General features: G+C 70.2%; 22 protein-coding genes and 1 tRNA gene. 18 read left to right on the top strand and 5 right to left on the bottom strand.

The window, feature by feature from the left end:
* Window positions 1-2: 2 nt before the first annotated feature.
* The 7 genes from CVS47_RS11575 (at window position 3) to CVS47_RS11545 (ending at window position 5,504) form a co-directional block, all read left to right on the top strand.
* The gene (locus CVS47_RS11575; RefSeq protein WP_127097335.1) at window positions 3-704 is read left to right on the top strand and encodes a WXG100-like domain-containing protein; all 702 of its coding nucleotides are present in this window, start codon (window positions 3-5) and stop codon (window positions 702-704) included.
* Entirely contained in the window at window positions 704-1,417 is a 714-nt protein-coding gene (locus CVS47_RS11570; RefSeq protein WP_127096215.1) for a hypothetical protein, read from the top strand. Before CVS47_RS11575 ends, CVS47_RS11570 begins: the two co-directional genes overlap by 1 nt.
* Window positions 1,401-1,718 (top strand): hypothetical protein, encoded by a 318-nt coding sequence (locus CVS47_RS11565; protein WP_127096214.1) that lies wholly within the window; start codon window positions 1,401-1,403, stop codon window positions 1,716-1,718. The genes CVS47_RS11570 and CVS47_RS11565 overlap by 17 nt, the downstream gene beginning before the upstream one ends.
* A gap of 194 nt (window positions 1,719-1,912) precedes the next feature.
* Window positions 1,913-2,686 carry an FHA domain-containing protein gene (locus tag CVS47_RS11560; RefSeq protein ID WP_241240352.1) on the top strand — a complete coding sequence of 258 codons (774 nt, stop codon included), beginning with the start codon at window positions 1,913-1,915 and terminating at the stop codon, window positions 2,684-2,686.
* A 44-nt stretch (window positions 2,687-2,730) separates the two neighbouring features.
* Window positions 2,731-3,366, top strand: coding sequence for a thymidine kinase (locus CVS47_RS11555; protein WP_127096213.1), 636 nt, complete (start codon window positions 2,731-2,733; stop codon window positions 3,364-3,366).
* A 90-nt stretch (window positions 3,367-3,456) separates the two neighbouring features.
* Window positions 3,457-4,176 (top strand): FadR/GntR family transcriptional regulator, encoded by a 720-nt coding sequence (locus CVS47_RS11550; protein ID WP_127097333.1) that lies wholly within the window; start codon window positions 3,457-3,459, stop codon window positions 4,174-4,176.
* Window positions 4,177-4,247: 71 nt separating this feature from the next.
* Window positions 4,248-5,504: an alpha-hydroxy acid oxidase gene (locus CVS47_RS11545; protein WP_127096212.1), complete on the top strand. Its 1,257-nt coding sequence runs from the start codon at window positions 4,248-4,250 to the stop codon at window positions 5,502-5,504.
* Window positions 5,505-5,511: 7 nt separating this feature from the next.
* On the opposite strand, the gene CVS47_RS11540 is transcribed toward CVS47_RS11545, so the two are convergent.
* The 4 genes from CVS47_RS11540 to CVS47_RS11525 form a co-directional block, all read right to left on the bottom strand.
* Window positions 5,512-6,324, bottom strand: a complete 813-nt coding sequence (locus CVS47_RS11540) for an HAD-IIB family hydrolase (protein WP_164734645.1) — start codon at window positions 6,322-6,324, stop codon at window positions 5,512-5,514.
* Between the two features lie 76 nt (window positions 6,325-6,400).
* Window positions 6,401-6,474, bottom strand: a tRNA-Pro gene (locus tag CVS47_RS11535).
* Window positions 6,475-6,537: 63 nt separating this feature from the next.
* Entirely contained in the window at window positions 6,538-7,482 is a 945-nt protein-coding gene (locus CVS47_RS11530; RefSeq protein WP_127096210.1) for a metallophosphoesterase, read from the bottom strand.
* Window positions 7,479-10,178: a transglycosylase domain-containing protein gene (locus tag CVS47_RS11525; RefSeq protein WP_127096209.1), complete on the bottom strand. Its 2,700-nt coding sequence runs from the start codon at window positions 10,176-10,178 to the stop codon at window positions 7,479-7,481. The genes CVS47_RS11530 and CVS47_RS11525 overlap by 4 nt, the downstream gene beginning before the upstream one ends.
* A gap of 126 nt (window positions 10,179-10,304) precedes the next feature.
* Here CVS47_RS11525 and CVS47_RS11520 point away from each other — a divergent pair, with 126 nt between their 5' ends.
* Window positions 10,305-10,526, top strand: a complete 222-nt coding sequence (locus CVS47_RS11520) for a Sp36 family protein (RefSeq protein ID WP_127096208.1) — start codon at window positions 10,305-10,307, stop codon at window positions 10,524-10,526.
* Window positions 10,527-10,536: 10 nt separating this feature from the next.
* On the top strand, window positions 10,537-11,004 hold the full coding sequence (locus tag CVS47_RS11515) for a RidA family protein (protein WP_127096207.1): 468 nt from the start codon (window positions 10,537-10,539) through the stop codon (window positions 11,002-11,004).
* Between the two features lie 181 nt (window positions 11,005-11,185).
* On the opposite strand, the gene acs is transcribed toward CVS47_RS11515, so the two are convergent.
* Window positions 11,186-13,156 (bottom strand): acetate--CoA ligase, encoded by a 1,971-nt coding sequence (gene acs / locus CVS47_RS11510; protein WP_127096206.1) that lies wholly within the window; start codon window positions 13,154-13,156, stop codon window positions 11,186-11,188.
* 474 nt (window positions 13,157-13,630) lie between these two features.
* On the opposite strand from acs, the gene CVS47_RS11505 reads away from it, so the two are divergent.
* The 9 genes from CVS47_RS11505 to CVS47_RS11465 all read left to right on the top strand — a co-directional run bounded on the left by CVS47_RS11505 (window position 13,631) and on the right by CVS47_RS11465 (window position 23,267).
* Window positions 13,631-14,827 (top strand): TadA family conjugal transfer-associated ATPase, encoded by a 1,197-nt coding sequence (locus tag CVS47_RS11505; protein WP_241240131.1) that lies wholly within the window; start codon window positions 13,631-13,633, stop codon window positions 14,825-14,827.
* Window positions 14,824-15,753 (top strand): type II secretion system F family protein, encoded by a 930-nt coding sequence (locus CVS47_RS11500; RefSeq protein WP_127096205.1) that lies wholly within the window; start codon window positions 14,824-14,826, stop codon window positions 15,751-15,753. Before CVS47_RS11505 ends, CVS47_RS11500 begins: the two co-directional genes overlap by 4 nt.
* A 150-nt stretch (window positions 15,754-15,903) precedes the next feature.
* Window positions 15,904-16,083, top strand: a complete 180-nt coding sequence (locus CVS47_RS11495; protein ID WP_127097331.1) for a DUF4244 domain-containing protein — start codon at window positions 15,904-15,906, stop codon at window positions 16,081-16,083.
* Complete coding sequence (locus CVS47_RS11490) at window positions 16,080-16,466, top strand: TadE family type IV pilus minor pilin (protein WP_241240130.1); 387 nt, start codon at window positions 16,080-16,082, stop codon at window positions 16,464-16,466. Before CVS47_RS11495 ends, CVS47_RS11490 begins: the two co-directional genes overlap by 4 nt.
* Window positions 16,466-16,786, top strand: coding sequence for an Rv3654c family TadE-like protein (locus CVS47_RS11485; RefSeq protein WP_127096204.1), 321 nt, complete (start codon window positions 16,466-16,468; stop codon window positions 16,784-16,786). Before CVS47_RS11490 ends, CVS47_RS11485 begins: the two co-directional genes overlap by 1 nt.
* Before the next feature lie 151 nt (window positions 16,787-16,937).
* A complete protein-coding gene (topA, locus tag CVS47_RS11480; RefSeq protein WP_241240350.1) occupies window positions 16,938-19,625 on the top strand; it encodes a type I DNA topoisomerase in 2,688 nt (895 codons plus the stop codon).
* Entirely contained in the window at window positions 19,622-20,284 is a 663-nt protein-coding gene (gene tmk / locus CVS47_RS11475; protein ID WP_127096202.1) for a dTMP kinase, read from the top strand. Before topA ends, tmk begins: the two co-directional genes overlap by 4 nt.
* 233 nt (window positions 20,285-20,517) lie before the next feature.
* A complete protein-coding gene (locus tag CVS47_RS11470; RefSeq protein ID WP_127096201.1) occupies window positions 20,518-21,693 on the top strand; it encodes a DNA polymerase III subunit delta' in 1,176 nt (391 codons plus the stop codon).
* Between the two features lie 2 nt (window positions 21,694-21,695).
* Window positions 21,696-23,267, top strand: coding sequence for an alpha/beta hydrolase (locus CVS47_RS11465; protein ID WP_127096200.1), 1,572 nt, complete (start codon window positions 21,696-21,698; stop codon window positions 23,265-23,267).
* Window positions 23,268-23,303 lie beyond the last annotated feature (36 nt).

Below are 23,303 nucleotides of genomic sequence, written 5' to 3'. Positions count from 1 at the left end.
GGATGATGTTGCCGAATGAGCTTGTCTGGGTGATGGAGAAGCTGGGCTTCGAGTGGCCGGATATCGATGAGGACGAGGTCCGCAAGGGCGCGGTGCTGGTCCGCAATCTCGGGACGGATCTGGAGGCGGCCATCCAGGCGGTCGATTCGCGGATGAACGGGGATGTGTCGGCGGCGATGCGCGGCCAGACGGGGCCCGCGACGCTGGGGGCGTGGAACGCGAACCGGTCGCAGAACCTGCAGAAGCTGATCGACATCATGCCTCCTGCGGCGGTGGCGATGGACGTCGGTGCGGAGGCGATCCTGGCGCTGAAGATCAAGGTGATCGTCGATGTGACCTCGACGATGATCGCGCTGGTGGCGATGCTGACGAATCCGATCTCGGCACTGGGCGCGGGACCGATGCTCCTGATCAAGAAGAAGCTGTTGAACGCGGCGGTCGACATCGCGGTGGAGCAGCTGCTGAATCAGCTGCTGCCGATGGCGATCGAGCCGATGGCGGAGCAGCTGCCGGCGGTTGTGGACGCGATCCTCGATGCGCCGGTGGTGGAGGCGACGGCGGGCGATTCGGATGAGTTCTACGCGGATCTCGCAGCGCTGGAGGAGGCGCAGGCGACGCTGAAGCTGCACGGCTCCGACATCCAGACCGTGACGTCGAACTTCTACGCGGAGTTCTCGGCTCTCGATTTCGGCGGGGATGCCTGATGTCGGCGATCAAGCCGGTCATCCGTGAGCTGAAGGACGCTGTGCTGAAGGGGATGGCGCACAGCAAGGACAAGCTCCATCAGGTCACCGACAACGTCAACACGCATCTCGACGACGTCGTCCGCCAGGTCCGCGCCCAGGACACCTTCACGGACAGACCCGACATGCCCTCAGGAGGCTCGGGCGGTCCGACAGGACACCGGCCGGGCGATGGGCACGTCGACGGCAACGCGCCGACGCCGAGGCCTTTCCCGGAACTGCCCGATCCGCAGGCTCAGGATCCTGATCTGGTCGATTGGGACCTCGTCAACGCGATCGACACGCGCACGGGGCCGAACGATGCGACCTTCTGGTCAGGGCGGATCCTCGACGCAGACGGGAATCCGATCACGGACGGGACCCAGCTCGGTGCGCAGAACCTCACCAACTCCACCCACGGTGAGACGCTGGAGCAGCTCCTGGACCGGCAGGGCATGACCGATCGGATGCCGTCCGACTGGAACGAGGCGTCGACCGGTGCGACCTGGCGAGAGGTCTCCACTCAGCTCGCGCAGAACGCGTCGGGCGACGTGCGAGCCTACGTCGGGGACGTCCGCGCCCAGTCCGTGTGGAACGAATGCGAGTTCCCGACCCTCGCGCAGAACGGTGGAATCAGCTCGGTTACGATGATCGATGCGCAGACCGGAAGGATCGTGGATGTCTTCGTCCGTTGACGGTGAGCTCGACCAGCTCACGGCCGCCATCATCGCCTACGTGGGATACGGGTCCCGCCGCACGCCGGGGGCGGATGACGCAGCCGTGCTCGCTCTGGATGCGCCCGATCCGGAGGCTCTCCTCGCGCAGGTGAAGGCGATCGTCGCAGCCAGCGACACCCTGCACATCCCGCGGGAAGCGTTCGGAAACCAGAACAAGTCGATCCTCTTCAGCGCCGAGTTCGAGAAGATCTGGCCCGGGCTGAGCGCTGAGGCACTGTACGCCCTGTCGTGGCGCTGGTCGTATCTCGAGTTCTTCTGATCCACGCTGATCCGCTCACGGACAGCGCTGAGTTCTCGACCTTCCTGCGGGACGAGCGACGGATCCGCCTCTGACGCCACCGTCGATCGGATGCGCGACGAGCTTCGTCCGAACCTCGCCCCTGACGGCGCCGTCCGCCGTCCGAGCACAGCGCCCCGTGGCAGGATGATCGGCGGGGGCACGACGTGACTGATGTGAATGCTGCGACGGAGACCGGACGCGTCGACGAAGACGAGGCGGGCGGCGTCGCGCCGTTGCGCCTCGAGTTCGCGGGGGAGTGGCACGACCTCCCCGTCGACCGGCCGTTCATCATCGGACGCGAGGGCGACCTCGAGGTCGACGACAACCCGTACCTGCACCGGCACTTCCTCGAGCTGCAGCACCGCGACGGCCTGTGGTGGATCTCCAACGTCGGAGTGCGGCTCGCCGCGACGATCTCCAGCGCCGGCGGTGCCGTGCAGTCCTGGCTGTCACCGGGTGCCCGCATGCCCCTCGTCTTCGAGCGCAGCGTCATCGTCTTCACCGCCGGTCCGGTGACGTACGAGCTCAGCCTGCACACCGAGCAGGCGCCCTACGAGGTCTCCCGTCAGGTGCAGGAGTCGATGAGCGGCGAGACGACCGTCATGCCGGTGAGCTTCACCCCCTTGCAGCGGCAGCTCATGGTCGCCCTCGCCGAGCCGATGCTGCGCCGGGAGGGCGTGAGCATGAACGAGCTCCCCTCCTCGAGCGACGCCGCACGACGGCTCGGATGGACGATGAGCAAGTTCAACCGCAAGCTCGACAACGTCTGCGACAAGCTCGACCGCATGGGGGTCCAGGGGCTCCGCGGCGGTGCGGGGAAGCTGGCCACCAATCGCCGCGCACGGCTGGTGGAGTACGCGGTGACCTCGCAGGTCATCACCCGCGCCGACCTGCCCATCCTCGACGACGTCGCCCTGCGCGCGCAGGGCGCCTCCGACGACGACTGACCCGCGACGGCGGCGTGCAGCATCCTGTTCCGTAGACTCGGCGGGTGGCCAAACTGTACTTCCGCTACGGAGCGATGAACTCGGGCAAATCCACCGCCCTCCTCCAGGCCGCGTACAACTACGAGGAGCGCGGCCAGCGGGTCCTCCTGGCCAAGCCGCGCATCGACACCAAGGGCGCGGGGCAGATCTCCAGCCGTCTCGGGATGACCCGTCCGGTCGACTTCCTCATCGGCGCCGACGACGATGCGCGCGGTCTCTTCGCCGAGCACCAGGCCAGGATCCGCTACACCCACGACGAGCTCGCCGGACTCAGCAGCGGCCCCGCCGAGGTGTCGTGCCTCCTCGTCGACGAGGCGCAGTTCCTCACGGCCTCGCAGGTCGACGACCTCTTCCGCGTCGCCGTGCTCGACGACATCCCCGTGCTCGCGTACGGCATCCGCACCGACTTCCGCACCGAGGCGTTTCCCGGGTCGCGACGGCTCATGGACGTCGCCCACGCGCTCGAGGAGCTCAAGACGATCTGCCGCTGCGGCCGGAAGGCCCTGTTCAACGGCCGGCTCGTGGACGGGCACTTCGTCTTCGACGGCGACCAGGTGGCGATCGACGGCGCCGAGGTCACCTACGAGTCGCTGTGCGGGGAGTGCTACCTCCGCGAGTCCGGCGGACGCCTGGCGAGCTGAGGAACCCTTCCTGCGGGCGCTTGCCTGTGGTCTGACCACACGCTACTGTGGTCAGACCACGAGGGCGAGCAGGGAGGCACCGTGACCGCGATCGATGACGCCGCGCCGACCACGGCCCGCGCCTGGCGCGCCGTGCTGGAGCGCATCGAGACGCAGCTGCTCGAGGGCGTTCTCTCCCCGGGCGACCGCCTTCCGCCCGAGCGCGAGCTCGCCGCGACCCTCGGGGTGGGGCGGTCGAGCGTGCGCGAGGCGCTCCGAGTGCTCGAGGTCATGGGCCTCATCCGCACCGGGACGGGATCCGGTCCGACGTCCGGCGCGATCATCGTCGCCACGCCGCGCGGCGGCATGGCCGCGCTGCTGCGCCTCCAGGTGGCGGCGCACGGCTTCCCGCTCGACGACGTCGTGCGCACGAGGCTGGTTCTCGAGGCCGCCGTGGTCAGCGCGCTCGCGGCCGATCCCGACCGTTCCATCGAGACCGCGCGCGATGTCGCGGACGCGATGGATGCGGCGGCTCTGACGCCCGCCGAGTTCCTCGTGCTCGACGCGCAGCTCCACCTCGCGCTGGCCGACGCGTCGGGCAACGTCGTCATCGCCGCGATGATGGCAGGGCTCCGCACCTCGATCGAGTCCTACGTGCAGGACGGCGCCGCCCGGATCCCCGATTGGGATGCTGCCGCCACCCGCCTGCGCCACGAGCACCGCGGGATCCTCGACGCGATCGACGCGGGCGATCCCGAGCGGGCCCGCACCCTCGTCGAGGAGCACATCAGCGGCTACTACGCCCAGGCCGCCCTCGGCGGCTCCTCCTGACCCCACCTCTCCGGCGGACGCGCGCCCTCACCTCTCCGGCGCATGCCGACCCATCCATGAAAGGACCGACGATGGTCACCCGACAGCTGCCCAAGGTCACTGAGCTCCTCGAGCTCATGCAGTTCAAGAAGCCCGAGCTCGATGCGCGCAAGCGCCGGCTCGACGCCGCGCTCACGATCAGCGACCTGCGCGCGATCGCCAAGCGGCGCACGCCGAAGGCCGCGTTCGACTACACCGACGGCGCGGCCGAGGGCGAGCTCTCGATCACCCGCGCCCGCCAGGCCTTCGAGGACGTCGAGTTCCACCCCGACATCCTGCGCCCGGCGGCCGTCGTCGACACTTCGACGCAGATCCTCGGCGGACTCAGCGCATTGCCCTTCGGCATCGCGCCGACCGGCTTCACCCGGCTCATGCAGACCGAGGGCGAGAGCGCCGGCGCCGGCGCGGCGGCCGCCGCCGGCATCCCCTTCACGCTGTCGACGCTCGGCACGACCTCGATCGAAGACGTGAAGCGCGCCAACCCCCACGGTCGCAACTGGTTCCAGCTGTACGTCATGCGCGACCGCGACATCTCCTACGGTCTGGTCGAGCGTGCGGCGCAGGCGGGCTTCGACACCCTGCAGTTCACCGTCGACACCCCGATCGCCGGCGCGCGGCTCCGCGACAAGCGCAACGGCTTCTCGATCCCGCCGCAGCTGACCGTCGGCACGATCGTCAACGCCATCCCGCGTCCGTGGTGGTGGTACGACTTCCTCACCACGCCGAAGCTCGAGTTCGCCTCGCTGTCCACCACGGGCGGCACGGTGGGCGAGCTGCTGAACGCCGCGATGGACCCGACCATCAGCTATGACGACCTGGGGGTCATCCGCTCGCTCTGGCCGGGCAAGATCGTCGTGAAGGGCGTGCAGAACGTCACCGACGCGGCACGCCTCGTCGACGAGGGCGTGGACGGGATCATCCTCTCCAACCACGGCGGCCGGCAGCTCGACCGCGCCCCGGTCCCGTTCCACCTCCTGCCCGAGGTGGTCCGCGAGGTGGGCTCGGACGCCACCGTGATGGTCGACACGGGCATCATGAACGGCGCCGACATCGTCGCGTCGATCGCGCTCGGCGCGAAGTTCACGCTGATCGGCCGCGCCTATCTCTACGGCCTCATGGCCGGCGGTCGTCAGGGCGTCGATCGCACGATCGAGATCCTCCGCAGCGAGATCGAGCGCACGATGACGCTGCTCGGCGTGGCCTCGCTCGAGGAGCTCGAGCCGCGGCACGTCACGCAGCTCGTGCGGATGGTGCCCCGTCCGCGCGACAGTGCCCGGGAGACCGCCTGACCTGGCGTCAGCCCCGCGACGGCAGGGTCGGGAGCAGCGCGTCCAGGAAGTCGGCGGTCTGCTCCCACCCGTGCACCGCGTGACAGGTGACGCCCATCGCCAGCACGGGGTAGTCGTTGCCGTCGACGTCGAGGCGGTCGCCGACGAACAGCATCTCGTCGAGCGCGACGCCGGTGGCGGCGGCGAGCTTCTCCATGCCGTAGGCCTTGTCGATGCCCTGGTGGGTGATGTCGACCGACGTCGATCCGCCGGAGCGCACCTCGAGTCCCGGAAGACGGGCGGCGACGGCCTCGCGCAGCGCGGACTTCTTCCCGCCCGCCGGATCCCAGGCGGTCTTCGCCTCGAGCGGGGCGTTCTGACCGAGCGCCGAGAACGTGATCTGCGAGCCGCGGTCCTCGAGGATGTCGCCCCACGGCTCCGCCTCCCAGAGGCCGAGGCGCCGGGCCTCCTCCTCGACGGCGGCCAGGGCCTTCGCCTTCTCGTCCTCCTCGAGGACGTTGGCGTAGACGACCTCGAACGAGGTGCCGTCATGACGGTAGTACTGCGTGCCGCAGGTGGGCATCAGGTGCACATGCGCGAGGACGGATGCCGCGGCATCCGGCAGCCTGTCGATCACCTGCGTGCGGAACTGCACGATCTGGCCGCCGGAGATGATCGCCACCTCGACGCGCTCGGCCAGGGCGATGAGCTGCTCGCCGATGCGGGCGTTGATCGCGGTCTTCGACGGCGCCAGGGTGTCGTCGAGGTCGAACGCGACCAGCTTCGGCGGAGTGGCGCCGGCGGACGGATCGTACGAGGGCAGTGAGGCGGTGTCCGGCACGATGTTCCCGTTCGTCGAGTCGAGGCTCCTGTGGAAAAGGCTCCACCCGGATGTGCCGGGTGGAGCCTCTGTGCTGTCGGGGTGACAGGATTTGAACCTGCGGCCTCGTCGTCCCGAACGACGCGCGCTACCAAGCTGCGCCACACCCCGTGGCAACCCCCCGAGTCTACCCGATCCAAGGGCGTGCGCCGAACCGGCGCCGCATCCGAGACCTCATCGGCGGGGGAGCAGGGTGATGACGGAGGCCTCCGGCCGGCAGGCGAAACGCACCGGCGCATAGATCGAGTGGCCGAGGCCGGCGCTGACGTTCAGCGGCACCGTGCGACCGTCGTGCGACCACTCGCTGAGACCGCGCGCCTGCTTCAGCGGGATGTCGCAGTTGGCGACGATGGCGCCGTAGCCGGGGATGCGCACCTGCCCGCCGTGCGTGTGCCCGCCGAAGAGCACGTCGGCGCCCAGGTCGGTGAAGGAGTCGAGCACGCGGCGGTACGGCGCGTGCGTCACGCCGAGGTGAAGGTCCGTGTCGGGCAGTGCGCGCACCAGGGCGGGGAGGGCGTCGAGGTCGTCCCAGTCGCGGTGGGCGTCGTTCACGCCGAAGCCCGCGACCGACAGGTCGCCGACGGAGACGGTGCTGGCGGCGTTGTTGAGGTCCGTCCAGCCGAGGTCGTCGGTCAGGTACGAATCCAGCGCAGGAGTGTCGAGAGGCTCCGGCTTGTGGACGGCTCCCGACGGACCGGTGAAGTAGAGGAAGGGGTTGCGCGGAGCGGGCGCAGCCGTGTCGTTGGACCCGTGCACGAAGAATCCGGGAACGCCGCGGAACGGATCGAATGCGGCACGGATGCCCTTCAGCCCGTCGCGGTGCCCGAGGTTGTCGCCGGTGTTGATGACGAGGTCGGGACGGTAGGCGGCGAGGCCGGCGATCCATCGCTGCTTGCGTCGCTGCCACGGGGCCATGTGCGCGTCGGAGAGGTGCAGCACGCGGAGCGGTCGTGCACCACGGGGCAGCACGTGCAGCGAGTGCACGCGGGTGGTGAAGAGGTGCCGCTCGATGCCGACGCCCCAGATGCCCGCGGCCGCGCCCGCCGCTCCCAGCGCCGCCGTGGCGGTCAGCAGGGAGCGGGCGGGTCGGGGCGCGTGTCCTCGACCGCCCCGGGTCACGGACAGGTCTTCGACGAGTAGTCGACCGTGATGGCGGCGCTCTTGCTGACCGCCGTGCCGCTGGCCGGGTTCGTGCCCGTGGCGATCTTCTTGTTGCCCTCGGCGTTCGGATCGACGGTGCATGTGCCGGGTTGGACGTTGCCGAAGCCCGCGGAGCGCAGGTCGCTCACCGCCTTCTGCAGCTCCCCGGTCACGCCGGGCACGGTGGCGCCCTGGCCGTTGCTGGGGCTGATCGTGATGTTCGAGCCTGCCACCGCGCGTCCGGCTCCCGGCTCCTGCGCCGCGATGGTGCCCTCCGGCTCCGCCGAGTCGATCGCGTCACCCACGGTGACGTCGAAGCCGGCGTTGCGCAGCGTCGAGGTCGCCTGGTCGATGGACTGGCCGATCACGTTCGGCAGGTCGTCGAACCGCTGGCGGGTGAAGCTCGAGTCCACATCCGGGAAGTCGTCGCCGCCGTAGATCGAGTCGACGACGCTCTGCACGCCCTCGGCGATGCCGAAGCGGAGCTGGGAGAGCTTCGTTCCCTTGTAGGACCGAGCAAAAACGTCCGCGGTGCCCTCGGAGTTTCCGACCCAGGTGGCCGTCGCGACCTTGTTGCTGGACTCGATCATCCAGGTGTTCCACTGCTCGTGCGTGCCGGTCTTGCCCAGCAGCGGCGTGCCGTCGCCGGGGTTCGCCTGGCTGCCCGTGCCGCCGCGCTGCATGACGCCCTGGAGCGCGGATGACGCGGCCGCGGCCACCTTCGGATCGATCACCTGGGTGCACGTGGTGGCGGGGAGCGGCTTCTCGTTGCCGTCCTTGTCGACGATGCGGTCGATGGCCTTCGGCTGGCAGTAGACGCCGTTGTTGGCCACGGTCGCGTAGGCGCCCGCCATCGCCATGGGCGAGACGTACTGGATGCCGATCACCGAGGTCGCGACGCCCATGTTGAGGTCGGTGCCGTCGGCGTTGGTGACGCCCATCTTGTTGGCCACCTTGCCGATGTCGCAGAGGTCGAGCTCCGAGGCCATGGCGAGGTAGCCCGAGTTGAGCGAGTCGCGCGTGAACTGCATGGGCGTGCCGTAGTAGCCGGGCGCCTTGTCGAAGTTCAGGACCTTCTCATCCGTGTAGTTGATCCAGTCGCCGGTGCAGCTGTTCGGGATCTTGTCGATCACGCGATAGCGGCCGTCGACGCGCTCGTTGAGGGAATGACCCTTCTCGAGCCAGTCGACGAGCGTGAAGATCTTGAACGTCGACCCCGCGCCGAAGCCTCGCGAGTTGCCGTTCTTCAGCGTTCCGGCGTAGACGATCGACGTGAGGTTGGGATCGGTCTCGGCCGCGGCGGTCTCGTTGAAGGAGGTGTTCTGGGTGATCGACAGGATGCGCCCTGTGGAGGCCTCGAGGCTCACCGACGTCGCACCGAACTTCATGCCCTCGACCGAGGACGGGGCGCGGTCCTTCATGATCTGCTCAGCGGGCCACTGCACACGCATGTCGATCGTCGTATACACGTTCAGACCACCGCGCTGGAGGGCCTTGTCGCGGTCCTCCTGCGTCTCGCCGAAGGCGGGATCCGTCTTGATGATCGACTTCACGTACTGGCAGAAGTAGGCGGAACCCTGCGCCGTGATGCAGCCGGTGTTGGCGGGCTGGATGTTGGGGGTGATCGGTTCGATCGCCGCAGCGACGTAGGCGTCGCGGGTGATCTTGCCGTCGTCGAGCAGGCGGCTGAGCACGTAGAGCTGCCGGCTCTTCGTCGCGCTGTAGCCGTCGGCCGCCGCCAGATACTGCTCCTGGGTGATGGTGCCGTCGTCCAGGAGTGCAGTGAGCCCGGAGATCGACCGCAGATCGACGTCGTCGATGGATCCGTCCGGCGCCTTGTTGAACAGGGTGCCGTCGTTGCCGGAGATCGAGCCGCCGGCTTTGTCGATGCGGTACGTGTTCGGATTCTGCACGATCCCGGCGAGGGTCGCGGCCTGAGCGAGGCTGAGGTCCTTCGCGGCGACGCCGAAGTAGTGGCGCGCCGCGGCGTCGATGCCGTACGTCGTCCCGCCGAAGTTGGCGATGTTCAGATAGCCGAGAAGGATCTCCGTCTTGGAGTACTTCTGCTCGAGGGCGATGGCGTAGCGCATCTCCTGCAGCTTGCGCTGGATGCCCTCTGCGCCGGTGGCGTTGGTCGCGTCGGTGAAGCAGTTCGCGAGCACCTGATCGCGCGAGAGGGTCTCGGTGGCCTGCGCGTTGGACTCGCAGTTCTGGACGAGGATGTTCTTGACGTACTGCTGGCTGATCGAGGATCCGCCCTGGGTCTCGCCGCCGCCGCGGGCGTTCTGCAGCAGGGCGCGCGAGGTGCCGATGAGGTCGATGCCGCCGTGCTGGTAGTAGCGCGGGTCCTCGCTGGAGAGGATCGAGTCGTACATCACCGGCGCGACGCCGTCGAAGCCGACGGGGGAGCGGTTCTGGTCGTAGAACTGCGCGAGGACCTGCTGGTTGCCGTCGGGGTCGGTGTACCAGAACGTGGTCGGCAGCTGGAGGTCCTCGATGTCGAGGATGCTGGGCAGGTTGTCGAACATCGTGATGGCGCTCGACGCCGCCGCGCCCGACACGGCGATCGCGGGGGTCACCGTGGCCGCGATGAGCACTCCGGCGACCGTGCTGAGGCCGACGAGGCCGGCGATGCCGCCGAGCACACCGGTGGCCGTCCGTTTGGTATCAGGCATAGGCTGATCGTAAGGGAGTTAGCTGGGGGAAGCCTTGAGAACGCGCGGCCGGACACGGTCGTGCGTCACCGTCTTCCCAGATCAGCCGCCCTTTCCGTCGACCGCCCGCCACGCCGAGGAGTCCAGATGACGACGTGGGAGTACCTCACCACGCCCCTGCTCATTCACAACACCGCCGCCATCCTCAACAACTGGGGCAAGCAGGGGTGGGAGCTGGTCCAGGTGGTCCAGGGTCCCGAGGGCGGCCTCGTTGCCTACCTCAAGCGCCCCGTCGGCGGAGACGACACCCGGCAGAACGCGGGACTGGATGCTGCGGCTCAGGCCGCGCGCCAGTTCGACGGACAGTGAGGACCGCACGATGAGCAACTCCGACCGTCTCGCCGCACTGGGCATCGACCTGCCGGTCGTCGCCACACCCGCCGGCTCCTACGTGCCCGCGAAGGTGCACGGCGATCTCGTCTTCACCGCCGGACAGCTGCCGCTCGTCTCCGGCGCGCTTCCCGCGACCGGCAAGGTCGGCGACGGACACCGCCTGGTGGCTCCGTCCGACGCCCGCGAGTACGCCCGCCTCTGCGCGCTGAACGCGATCGCCGCTGCTGCGGCGGCCGTCGGAGACGTCGACCGGCTGACCGGTGTGGTGAAGGTGACCGGCTTCGTGGCATCCGTCCCCGAGTTCAGCGGACAGCCCGGAGTCATCAACGGCGCCAGCGACCTCCTCGGTGAGATCTTCGGCGACGAGGGCCGCCACGCCCGCTCGGCCGTCGGCGTTCCGGTGCTGCCGCTCGACAGCCCCGTCGAGGTCGAGGTCATCTTCTCCTTCGCCTGACCCCCCTTCGTGCCCGCCCCGCCCGGCCGGTGACCGCGAAACTGCACCCGGCCGTCCAGACAGAGGGGCTCACCCTACGTCTCGACGGCCCGATGCAGTCTCGGCGATGGGAGGCCGGGCGTGCGGGCGTGCGGGCGCGGGTGACGGATGCCGCGACCCAGGGCCGCGGCATCCGTCGTCGTCAGCGCACCTGCGCCGAGATGACGCTCATCACCGCGGTGTCGGCCAGCGTCGTCGTGTCGCCGACCTCCCGGCCCTCGGCGACGTCGCGCAGGAGGCGACGCATGATCTTGCCGGAGCGGGTCTTGGGCAGCTCCTCGACGATGTAGACGTCGCGGGGGCGGGCGATCGGGCCGATCTGCTCGCCGACCCACTGCCGCAGCGTCTGGGCCAGGCCCTCGGGCGAGTGCGCCTTCAGGTAGCTCTGCTTGATGATGACGAACGCGGCGACGGCCTGGCCGGTGGTCTCGTCCGACGCTCCGACGACGGCGGCTTCCGCGGTCGCCTCGTGCGCGACGAGGGCCGACTCGATCTCGGCCGTGGACAGACGGTGACCCGAGACGTTCATGACGTCGTCCACGCGTCCGAGCAGCCAGACGTCGCCGTCGTCGTCCAGCCGCGCGCCGTCGCCGGCGAAGTAGTACCCCTGGGCGGCGAACTTCTCCCAGTACGTCTCGACGTAGCGTTCGGGGTCGCCCCAGATGCCGCGGAGCATCGACGGCCACGGTTCGGTGACCACGAGCAGTCCGCCGTTGCCCTCGCCCACGGGCTCACCCGCGTCATCCACCACGTCGATGGAGATGCCGGGGATGGGAACCTGCGCCGATCCGGGCTTCGTCTCGGTCACGCCGGGCAGTGCCGAGATCATGATCGCGCCCGTCTCGGTCTGCCACCACGTGTCGATGATCGGTGTGCTGTCGTGGCCGATGACGCCGCGGTACCACATCCACGCCTCCGGGTTGATGGGCTCTCCGACCGAGCCGAGGAGGCGCAAGGACGACAGGTCGAAGCCGCCGGGCACGTCGCGGCCGATCTTCATGAACGACCGGATCGCCGTGGGCGCCGTATAGAAGATGGAGACGCCGTACTTCTGGATGATCTCCCACCACCGACCCGGATGCGGGGTGTCGGGCGTGCCCTCGTAGAGCACCTGGGTGGCGCCGTTGGCCAGCGGGCCATAGGTGACGTAGGTGTGGCCGGTGACCCAGCCGATGTCGGCCGTGCACCAGTAGACGTCGGTCTCGGGGTGGACGTCGTGCACGACGCGGTTCGTGAAGGCCGCCTGCGTCAGGTAGCCGCCGGAGGTGTGGAGGATGCCCTTCGGCTTCCCCGTGGTTCCTGACGTGTAGAGGATGAAGAGCGGGTTCTCCGACGGGAACGGCTGAGCCTCGTGATCGGCGGATGCCGCCGCCACCGCCTCGTGCCACCAGAGGTCGCGACCCTCGGTCCATTCCACCTCGTTGCCGCCGCGGCGCACGACCAGCACGTGCTCGACGCTCTCCTGCACGCCGGAGCCGTTGCGGTCGGCGAGGGCCTGGTCGACGGCGGGCTTCAGCGCCGACACCTTCCCCTTGCGGTAGCCGCCGTCGGCGGTGATGACGAGCTTGGCGCCGGCGTCGTCGATCCGCGCGCGCAGGCTGTCGGCCGAGAAGCCGCCGAAGACGACCGAGTGGATGGCGCCGATGCGTGCGACGGCAAGCATGGATGCCACGGCCTCCGGGATCATCGGAAGGTAGATGGCGACGCGGTCTCCCGCGCCGATGCCGAGGCCCTCCAGGACGGTCGCGACGCGCTTGACCTCATCGGTCAGCTCGGCGTACGTGACCCGGCGCTCATCGCCGTTCTCGCCCTCCCACAGCAGCGCGACCCGATCGCCGTCGCCCGCCTCGACGTGACGGTCGAGGCAGTTGTAGGCGACGTTGAGCTCCCCGTCGCCGTACCAGGAGGCGAACGGCGGGTTCGACCAGTCGAGAACCTCGGTGAACGGCGTGTGCCAGTGCAGCAGCTCGCGCGCCTGGTCGCCCCAGAACCCGAGACGGTCCTCGGCGGCGCGGGCGTAGAGGTCGGCGGTGCCGACCGCGTCGGCGGCGAAGGCCGGCTCGGGCGCGAAGCGCCGCGTCTCGGTGAGAAGGTGGTCGATGTTGCTGCTCATGCGGCGCTCCTTTGCGGGCCGTGCGTCTGTCATTCGCGCCGTCCGGAGAGGCCGACGCGACAGCACCATTCAGCCATCGGGGCACCGTCGGCGCTACCTCCGTTAGTTGGTGGATCGTGTGGGCCGACACGTTCCGCATCCGCGGGGTGGACTCTGTCGCTCAATGGAGCATCCGTGGTTCATTTTGCGACACTGCCGATATATCGGTGAGAACCGGTGGATGCGTTTGAATGGGCGCAGAGCCTTGCGTATGCTCAGGTCCGGCCGAACTTCGATTCTGGCATCGCAGCCCCCAACCCCCCTGGGGCGCTGCACGAGGCGGCATCCCATTCCCCCCATGGGATGCCGCCCTTCTCTTATCTTCTTCACGCTGTTCGGTGCGGACGTCCTCCCCATGCGGGGGCTTGTGCGGACAGTCCTCCAATCGGCTTCCGCGCTCGATGACCGACGGATGCTGCGGCCTACCGTCGTGGCATGTCCGAGCCGTTCGTCGTCACGCCGAGGGCCGCCGCCGCGCCGATGGTCGGCCGTCAGGCGGCGGGACGGCGGGACGCGGCCCGTGACGGGGCTCTCAAGGACCGTTCGACGGTGGCAGCTGCGCGGCCCGGAATGGCTCCGACGGAGCCGGCGGTCGCGCAGCAGCCGAACACGGCATCGCCGGACAGCCCGCGTGCACCCGCGTTCGTACCGGCCGCCACGGAGCCGAAGCCGGAGGTCCCGCTTCGGGTCGCCGTCGACCGGCCCGCCGCGCTGGAGCCGCTCGGTCGCTACCTCGACGATGACCTCGTCACCGACCTGTTCGTCAACGGGGGCGCCGGGCTCTTCGTCGACCGGGGTCACGGACCCGTCCGTCAGCAGGCGTGGCGCGCCGGAGAAGAAGAGGTGCGCGCGCTCGCGGTCGCCCTGATCGCGCTGGGCGGCCGGCACATCGACGACGCCACCCCGTGCGTGGATGTCCGGCTCGACGGCGGCATGCGCGTCCATGCGGTCCTCCCGCCGGTGTCGGCAGAGGGGACCGCGATCTCCATCCGGGTGCCGCGCCTCGGCGCCGCCGATCTCGACCGGCTCGAACGCCGCGGCATGTTCTCCACGGCGACCGGCGCGCGGCTGCGCGAGATCGTCGAACGGCGGGAGAACGTGCTCATCACCGGAGCCGCCGGCGCGGGCAAGACGACCCTGCTCGCCGCGCTCCTCGCATCCGCTCCCGCCCAGGAGCGGATCGTCACGATCGAAGACGTCGCAGAGCTGCGCATCGACCATCCGCACCACGTGCGACTCGAGGCGCGTCAGCCCAACCTCGAGGGCGTGGGTGCGATCGGACTGGCCCGTCTGGTGCGGGAGGCGCTGCGGATGCGGCCCGACCGGCTCGTCGTCGGGGAATGCCGCGGCGACGAGGTGCGCGAACTGCTGTCCGCGCTCAACACCGGGCATGACGGCGGCGCCGGCACGGTGCATGCGAATGGACTCGACGACGTGCCGGCTCGGCTGGAGGCCCTCGGCGCCCTCGCCGGCCTCGACGCGGTCGCCCTCGCCCGCCAGGTCGTGAGCGCGATCCACTGGGTCATCCACGTCGCCCGCGACGGCACCGGACGGCGGATCGTCTCCGGCATCGGGCGGCCGACGATGGATGACCGCGATCGGCTGGCCGTCAGGGTCGAGGAGCTGTCATGACGGCGCGCGCGTCGGCGTCCCTGCGCACGGCGCGGTCCGGGCGATGGCGACGCGGTCGCCCGGTCGGCGTCGACGGCGCGGCGGCGGAGGTCGTGCTGCAGCTCGCAGTGCTGCTGCAGGCGGGCATCGCCCCCGGCCGCGCCTGGCAGCACCTCGCGGACAGCGGCGACGAGACGGCTCGTGCGGTCGTGGCGGACGTGACGCGGGGCGTCGCCCTCCCCGTCGCCGTCGCTGCCCGCGGCGACGATTGGCGCGAGGTGGGGGCCGCCTGGCACGTCGCGTCCACGGTCGGCGCACCGCTCGCACTGAGCCTGCGCTCCATCGCCGCGGCTCTCCGCGACGCCGGAGAGGCCGCCGACGAGGTGCGTGTCGCGCTCGCCGAGCCGGCGGGCACGGCCCGGCTCATGTCGTGGCTGCCTCTCGTGGCGGTCGGGCTCGGGATCGCCCTCGGCTTCGACACGCTGCGGGTGCTCATGACCAACCCGATCGGCATCGGCTGCCTCATCGGCGGCGTGTGCCTGATCTTCGCCGCCCACCGCTGGACGCGTGCGCTGGTGGTCACGGCCCGACGGAGCAGCGGGGTCCCCGGGATCGACGCCGAGCTCGTGGCGATCGGGCTCAGCGGGGGAGCGTCCATCGACCGGGCACGGAGCATCGTCGCGACGGCCACCGGGCGCGAGCCCGACGGCGCCATGGAGACGGTGCTGACACTGTCCCGGACGGCGGGCGTGCCCGCCGTCGAGCTGCTGCGGGCATCGGCGACCCTCTCCCGCCATCGAGCCCGCACCGACGGACGCCTTCGTGCCGCGGCGCTGTCGTCCCGACTCCTTCTTCCTCTCGGCGTGTGCACCCTGCCGGCGTTCCTGCTGCTCGGCGTGGCTCCGATGCTGCTGAGCGTCCTCTCCTCGACATCCCTCTCGCTGTGACCCCGACGTGTCCACCCACCCATCCCTTCCAGAGAAAGAGCACGCATGTCCACCATCCACATCCCGACCGCACCGTGGTACCGATCGACCCGGCGGCGGAACGCCTCGCCTGCACCGCTCGCATCACGCGGAGAGAACCGTCTCCCGGCCCTGAGCAGCCGGCGCGCGGCCGCTCTCTTCGGCGACGAGACCGGTGCCGCCACGGCCGAATACGCCATCGCCACGATGGCGGCGGTGGCCTTCGCCGGGCTGCTCGTCATCATCATGCGCAGCGACGAGGTGCGCGGCATCCTGACGGATCTGGTCCGCCGCGCACTCACCGTCGCGTGACCGCCCGGGCGGCGCCGCATGTCATCGGACGCGGGCGGGCCCTCGCGTCCACCGTGCTCCGGACGGTCGCCGGCGACAGGGGAGCGGTGGCGGCGGAATTCGCCGTCGCCCTCCCCGCGGTCGTGCTCGTCGTCCTGCTGGCCTCGTCGGCGCTCGGCGCCTGCGCCATGCAGGTCCGGCTGCAGGACGCGGCGGCCGATGCGGCGCGTCTCGCCTCGCGCGGCGAAGACCCCGGTCGCATCGCGCAGCCCGTCGCAGAGGTGGGCGGCACCGTCGCGGTGAGCACCCGCGGCGATCTGATCTGCGTCACGGCGACGGCCGGTGCGGGCATCATTCCGGTCACGCTGACAGCCGGCTCCTGCGCGCTGGACGGCGGCCGCTGATGGCGGGGACCCTGCTGTCGCTCGGCATCGCCGTGTGCGGAGCGACCGTCGCCGCCGCCCTCGTCACGGCGGGAGCGGCGGCCGCGTTCGGTCAGCAGCTGGCCGGAATCGCCGATGCCGCCGCCCTCGCGGCGGCCGACGCGGCGTCCGGTGCGATCACCGGCATCCCGTGCGACCGGGCGGCCGAAGTGGCCTCGGCGACCGGCGCCGAGATCGTCTCCTGCAGCCTCGACGGGCTCATCGCGACGGTCGAGGTCTCGTCGTCCTTCCTCCGGCTCCCGGCCTCCGCGACGGCGCGTGCGGGGCCTCCGCCGTCGTGAGGGCGACGCATTCCGCCGCGCCGAGCCGCCGCAGCCGCGCGGCCTGATTCACAGTGTGCGGTGTGTATGGTGTGCAACGAAGAAGGGACCACCAGTGCCACAGAAAGCGTCGACGGGCAAGAAGCTCGTGATCGTCGAGTCGCCGACCAAGATGAAGTCCATTCAGGGCTACCTCGGCGACGGGTACGAGGTGCTGAGCTCGGTCGGCCACATCCGCGACCTCGCCGACCGCCGCGACATCCCCGCCGAGCTGAAGAAGACGTCCATCGGCAAGTACTCGATCGACATCGAGAACGAGTTCGCTCCTTATTACGTGGAGTCCGAGCGCGGCAAGAAGACCGTCGCCGAGCTGAAGCGCGCCCTCCGCGGCGCCGACGAGCTCCTGCTCGCCACAGATGAGGACCGCGAGGGCGAGGCCATCGCGTGGCACCTCCTCGAGGCGCTGAAGCCGAAGGTCCCCGTCAAGCGCATGGTGTTCCACGAGATCACCCAGGATGCGATCCGTGCGGCCGTCGACAACACGCGCGAGCTCGACCTCGACCTCGTCGACGCGCAGGAGACCCGCCGCATCCTCGACCGCCTCTACGGGTGGGACGTCTCGCCCGTGCTCTGGATGAAGGTCCAGCAGGGCACGTCTGCCGGTCGTGTGCAGTCCGCCGCCATCCGCCTCGTGGTCGATCGTGAGCGCGAGCGCATGGCGTTCGTGTCCGCGTCCTACTGGGACGTCGAGGCGCAGGCGTCGAAGACGTCCGACTCCTTCGGCGTCAAGCTGTCGCGTCTCGCCGGCGCGCAGATCGCCCGCGGCTCCGACTTCGACGACACCGGTTCGCTCAAGAAGGCCGTCGTCGTCCTCGACGAGGCCCAGGCCGCCGAACTCGCCACCCAGGTGACGGCGGCGGGCGAAGCATCCGTCTCCTCCCTCGAGTCCAAGCCGGGCACCCGTCGTCCGTACGCTCCCTTCACCACCTCCACGCTCCAGCAGGAGGCCGGCCGCAAGCTCTCCATGAGCGCGAAGCACGCGATGAGCGTCGCCCAGCGTCTCTACGAGAAGGGCTTCATCACCTATATGCGCACCGACTCGCAGTCGCTGTCGGCGCAGGCGATCGGCGCGGCGCGCGAGCAGGCCGTCCAGCTCTACGGCAAGGACGCGGTGCCGCTGCAGCCCCGCCTCTACAAGAGCAAGAGCAAGAACGCGCAGGAGGCCCACGAGGCCATCCGTCCGTCGGGCGAGCACTTCCGCACGCCGTCCTCGATCTCCGGTCAGCTCGACCGCGACGAGCAGCGACTGTACGACCTGATCTGGAAGCGCACCGTCGCCAGCCAGATGTCCGACGCCAAGTACGAGACCACGACGGTCACGCTCGAGGTGAAGGCGGTCGACCGCATCGCCGAGTTCACCGCCTCCGGCACGGTCTACACCTTCAAGGGCTTCCTCGAGGCCTACGAGGAGGGCTCCGACGAGAAGCGCGGCGACGCCGACAAGGCCGACGACCAGTCGCTGCCGCAGCTCGCCGTCGGCGACACGCTGCGCCTGCACGACGTCGAGGCGAAGGGTCACGCGACCAACCCGAAGCCCCGCTACACAGAGGCGTCGCTGGTCAAGGCTCTCGAGGAGCGCGGTATCGGCCGTCCCTCCACGTTCGCGAGCATCATCGACACGATCATCGCGCGCACCTATGTCTCCAAGCGGGGCCAGGCGCTCGTCCCCAGCTGGCTCGCCTTCAGCGTCGTCCGGCTGCTCGAGGAGCACTTCCCCGATCTCATCGACTACGACTTCACGGCCGCGATGGAAGACGACCTCGATGCCATCGCCCGCGGCGAGCAGCGTCGCGTCGAATGGCTCACCGAGTTCTACTTCGGCTCGGAGGGTCACGTCGGACTGCGGAACGTCGTGGAGAACCTGGGCGAGATCGACGCGCGGGAGCTCAACTCCCGCCCGATCACCGACACCGCGACCCTCCGCATCGGCCGCTACGGCCCGTACCTCGAGGTCATCGACCCGGAGGCGCCGGAGGCCAAGCCGCGGATCGTCAACATCCCCGAAGACCTCGCGCCCGACGAGCTGACGCCCGCGAAGGCGCAGGAGCTGGTCGATGCACCCGTCGCGGGCGACCGCGTGCTGGGCACCCACCCGGAGTCGGGCAAGCTCATCGTCGTCAAGGACGGCCGCTACGGCCCCTACGTGCAGGAGCTCGAGCCGGAGGAGCCCGGAACGGTCGACGAGGCGACGGGCGAAGTGCTCGAGGCCGCTCCCGAGCCGCCGAAGAAGCGCGCGGCGAAGGGCACCAAGGCGGCGGCGAAAAAGGATGCTGCGCCCAAGCCCCGCACCGCGTCGCTGTTCAAGTCGATGACCGTCGACACCGTCGACCTCGAGACCGCGGTGCAGCTGCTGTCGCTCCCGCGCGAGGTGGGCGTCGACCCGGAGTCCGGCGAGACGATCACCGCTCAGAACGGACGGTACGGTCCGTATCTGAAGAAGGGCACCGATTCGCGCACGCTCGACAGCGAGCAGCAGCTGCTCGACATCGAGCTGCCCGCCGCCCTCGAGATCTACGCGCAGCCGAAGTACGGCGCCCGCCGTGCGTCGAGCGCGCTCGCGGAATTCGAGGCGGATCCGGTGAGCGGCAAGCCCATCCGCATCCGCGACGGCCGCTTCGGCGCCTACGTGACCGACGGCGAGACGAACGTCACGATCCCGCGCGGTCAGATGCCCGCCGACATCACCTACGAGATCGCGGTGCAGATGCTTGCCGACAAGCGCGCCAAGGGCCCGGCGCCCAAGCGTGCGACGACGCGCAAGCCCGCGGCGCGCAAGGCTCCGGCGAAGAAGTCCTCGTGACTCAGGCCGCCTCCGGCGGTCGCCCGACGAACGCCGGGCGAGGACTGTTCATCACGCTCGAGGGCGGCGACGGCGCGGGCAAGACGACCCAGGCCGCGCTCCTCGAGGCATGGCTGACGGATGCCGGACGCACCGTCGTGCGCACCCGCGAGCCCGGCGGGACCGACGTGGGGGTGCTCGTGCGCGACATCGTGCTGCACCACCGCGGCGAGATCGCACCGCGCGCGGAGGCGCTGCTGTACGCCGCCGACCGCGCCCATCATGTGGAGACCGTCGTCCGGCCGGCGCTGGAGCGCGGCGACGTCGTGATCCAGGACCGCTACCTCGACTCGTCGGTCGCCTACCAGGGCGCCGGACGGGTGCTGGGCTCGGCGGAGGTGCGCGACCTCTCCCTCTGGGCCACCGGCGGGCTGCTCCCCGACGTGACGGTGCTCCTGGACGTCGACCAGTCCGTCGCCCGCGGCCGCCTGGACGCGGACGACAAGCCCTTCGACCGGCTCGAGTCGGAGCAGAGCGCGTTCCACGAGCGGGTGCGGTCGGAGTTCCTGGCCCTCGCCGCCGCGGAGCCGGACCGCTTCCTGGTGCTCGACGCCGCACGTCCGATCGACGACCTCGCCGCCGCCGTGCGCGATCGCGTCTCCGGAGCTCTCGACGCCTGACCCGTGTCGCGTTCCGACCGTAGTGCTCGATGGGCAGTCCTGATTATGGGGCGAGGAGCGCCGGCGACCAGACGGATCGTGCCGACGTCGGCCGACTGAGGGCGTTCCGACTCGCCGCGCCCGCTCAACGGCTGTATCCGCTCGCAGGCGGTACCCGTTCGACGGCCGGGACCCGCTCACAGGCTCAACCTGAACCGGCGGGGCCGTCCGGGGCCGCGGTTAGGCTGGTGACCATGGACGCCCCCGCCGCCGCCCCTGCGGTCGAACGCCACGTCGCGTTCCCGTGGGACGACGTGTGGGGTCAGGACGACGCGGTCCGCACGCTGGCGGCCGCGGCATCCGATCAGGCCGGCATGACCCACGCGTGGCTCATCACCGGCCCGCCCGGCTCCGGTCGATCGACGCTGGCCCACGCCTTCGCCGCCTCGCTGATCGCCGAGCCCGGCGACGAGGCGGCGATGCGGCAGGTGCTCGCGGGCACGCATCCCGACCTCACCGCGCTGCGCACCGAGGGCGTCATCATCACCATCAAGGACGCCCGCTCGCTCGTCGAGCGCTCCTACTTCTCCCCGTCGCTGGGGCGCTACCGCGTGATCGTGATGGAAGACGCCGATCGCATGGTCGAGCGCACGTCCAACGTGCTGCTCAAGGCCCTCGAGGAGCCGCCGGAGCGCACCGTGTGGATCCTCTGCGCCCCCAGCGAGGCCGACCTGCTGCCGACCATCCGCTCGCGCGTGCGGGTGCTGCGCCTGCGCGAGCCCGACGTCGAGGACGTCGCGCGCCTCATCGAGCAGCGCACGGGCGTCGACCACGCCACCGCCGAGCAGTCCGCACGGCACGCGCAGCGTCACATCGGCATGGCGCAGAGACTGGCGACGGATGCCGCGGCCCGCGGCCGACGGGATGACACCCTCCGTGGCGTGCTGCAGGTGCGCGGTGTGAGCGGCGCCGTCGACGTCGCCGGGCGCATCGTCCAGGCGGCGACCGAGGACGCGAAGGCCCTCACCGCGGAGCGCGACGAGGCGGAGCGGTCCAGTCTGCTGCGCACCGTGGGCGTCGCCCCGGGAGCGGCCGTGCCGCCCGCTGTGCGCTCGCAGATCTCCGCCCTCGAGGATGAGCAGAAGCGCCGCGCGACGCGCAGCCTCCGCGACGGCATCGACCGGGTGCTCACCGACCTCCAGTCGCTGTTCCGCGACGTCGTCCTGCTGCAGTTCGGGCGCGCCGACGACCTGATCAACCGCGAGCTCGAGTCCGAGCTCAGGTCGGTGGCCGCGGCCTGGGACCCGCGTCGCACGATGGTCGTCCTCGATCAGATCGCCGACACGCGGCGCAACCTGGAGCAGAACGTCGCTCCGGTCCTGGCTCTGGAGAGCATGCTCGTGACCGTCGCCACCGGGAGGACCCCCTGAGGATGAACAACCCCACCGTCACCCCGCGCCCGCGCCGAGCGCGGCGGCTCATCTCGCTCGTCGCGGGGCTGGCGGCGGCATCCGTCGTCCTGTCAGGCTGCCTGTACTCGATGATCCCCGAGGCCGGTCCGACGTCCACCGCCAGCGCCGCTCCCGACACCGAGGGCGTGTCGACAGAGTTGCTGCCGTACTACGGGCAGACGCTGTCGTGGGAGTCCTGCGGCGGATCTGGCTTCGACTGCACGACGGTGCGCGCGCCGCTCGACTGGTCCGACCCGTCGAAGGGCGACGTCGACCTCTCGGTCATCCGCCACCGCGCAGAGAGCGGCACGGCGATCGGCTCGCTGCTGACCAACCCCGGCGGTCCCGGCGCGAGCGGGGTGGCGCTCGTGCGCGACTCGCTCTCCTTCGCCGTCGGCGACGAGCTGTCCTCCGACTTCGACGTCATCGGCTTCGACCCCCGCGGAGTCGGCGAATCCACCGCGGTGACCTGCCTGGATCCGGCGGGGATGGACGCGTACCTGTTCGACATCCCCTCGGCCCCCCGCGGATCCGACGCCTGGACCGCCGAGCTGCAGACCGCCAGCACGACGTTCGCCGACGCATGCGAGGCGAACAGCAACGGCATCCTGCCGTACATCACCACCGACGCGGCCGCCCGCGACATGGACCTCCTCCGCGGCGTGCTCGGCGACAAGACGCTCACCTACCTCGGCTACTCGTACGGCACGTTCCTCGGCGCCACCTACGCCAAGCTCTTCCCCGAGAAGGTCGGCAGGCTCGTCCTGGACGGCGCGATCGACCCCTCGGTCTCGGGTCTCGACGTCGGCATCACGCAGGGCGTGGGCTTCGAATCCGCACTCCGCGCCTACATGGCCGACTGCATCGCCGGCAGCGACTGCCCGTTCCGCGGCACGGTCGACGACGGCATGGCCGACCTCGGCACGCTGCTCGCCGCTGTCGACCGCACGCCGCTGCCCGCATCCGACGGACGGCAGCTGGGCTCGAGCTCACTGCTCACGGCGATCATCGCCGCGCTGTACTCGCAGGACAGCTGGCCCTACCTCTCGCAGGCGCTGTCCGGCGCACTGCAGGGCGACCCGGAGGTCGCCTTCCAGCTGGCCGACTTCTACTACGGCCGCTCGAACGGGTCGTACGACGACAACTCCACCGAGGCGTTCAGCGCGTACAACTGCATGGACTACCCCGACGACGCCACGCAGGAGCAGAAGGACGCCGCCGACGCGCGCCTGGCAGCTGAAGCCCCCACCATCGCGCCCTACTGGCAGGGCGGCGACGCCTGTGCCGTCTGGCCGTACCCGCCCACCGGTGTGCGCGAGCCGATCGCGGCCGAGGGTGCTGCTCCGATCGTCGTGGTGGGCACGACCAACGACCCGGCGACACCCTACGAGTGGTCGGTCTCGCTCGCGGATCAGCTGTCCTCCGGCGTGCTCATCACCCGCGTGGGGGAGGGGCACACCGGCTTCAACAAGGGCAACGCCTGCGTCGACGACGCCGTGATCGCCTACCTCACCGCGGGAACCGTCCCCGACGACGGACTGCGCTGCGAGTGAGAGGAGGGGATGCTGCGGCTGCAGCATCCCCTCCTC

It is taken from the genome of Microbacterium lemovicicum (assembly GCF_003991875.1).
Taxonomy (GTDB): Bacteria; Actinomycetota; Actinomycetes; order Actinomycetales; family Microbacteriaceae; genus Microbacterium; species Microbacterium lemovicicum.
Note: the sequence above shows the minus strand (reverse complement) of the source record. Positions and strands in the feature narration are given on the sequence as shown.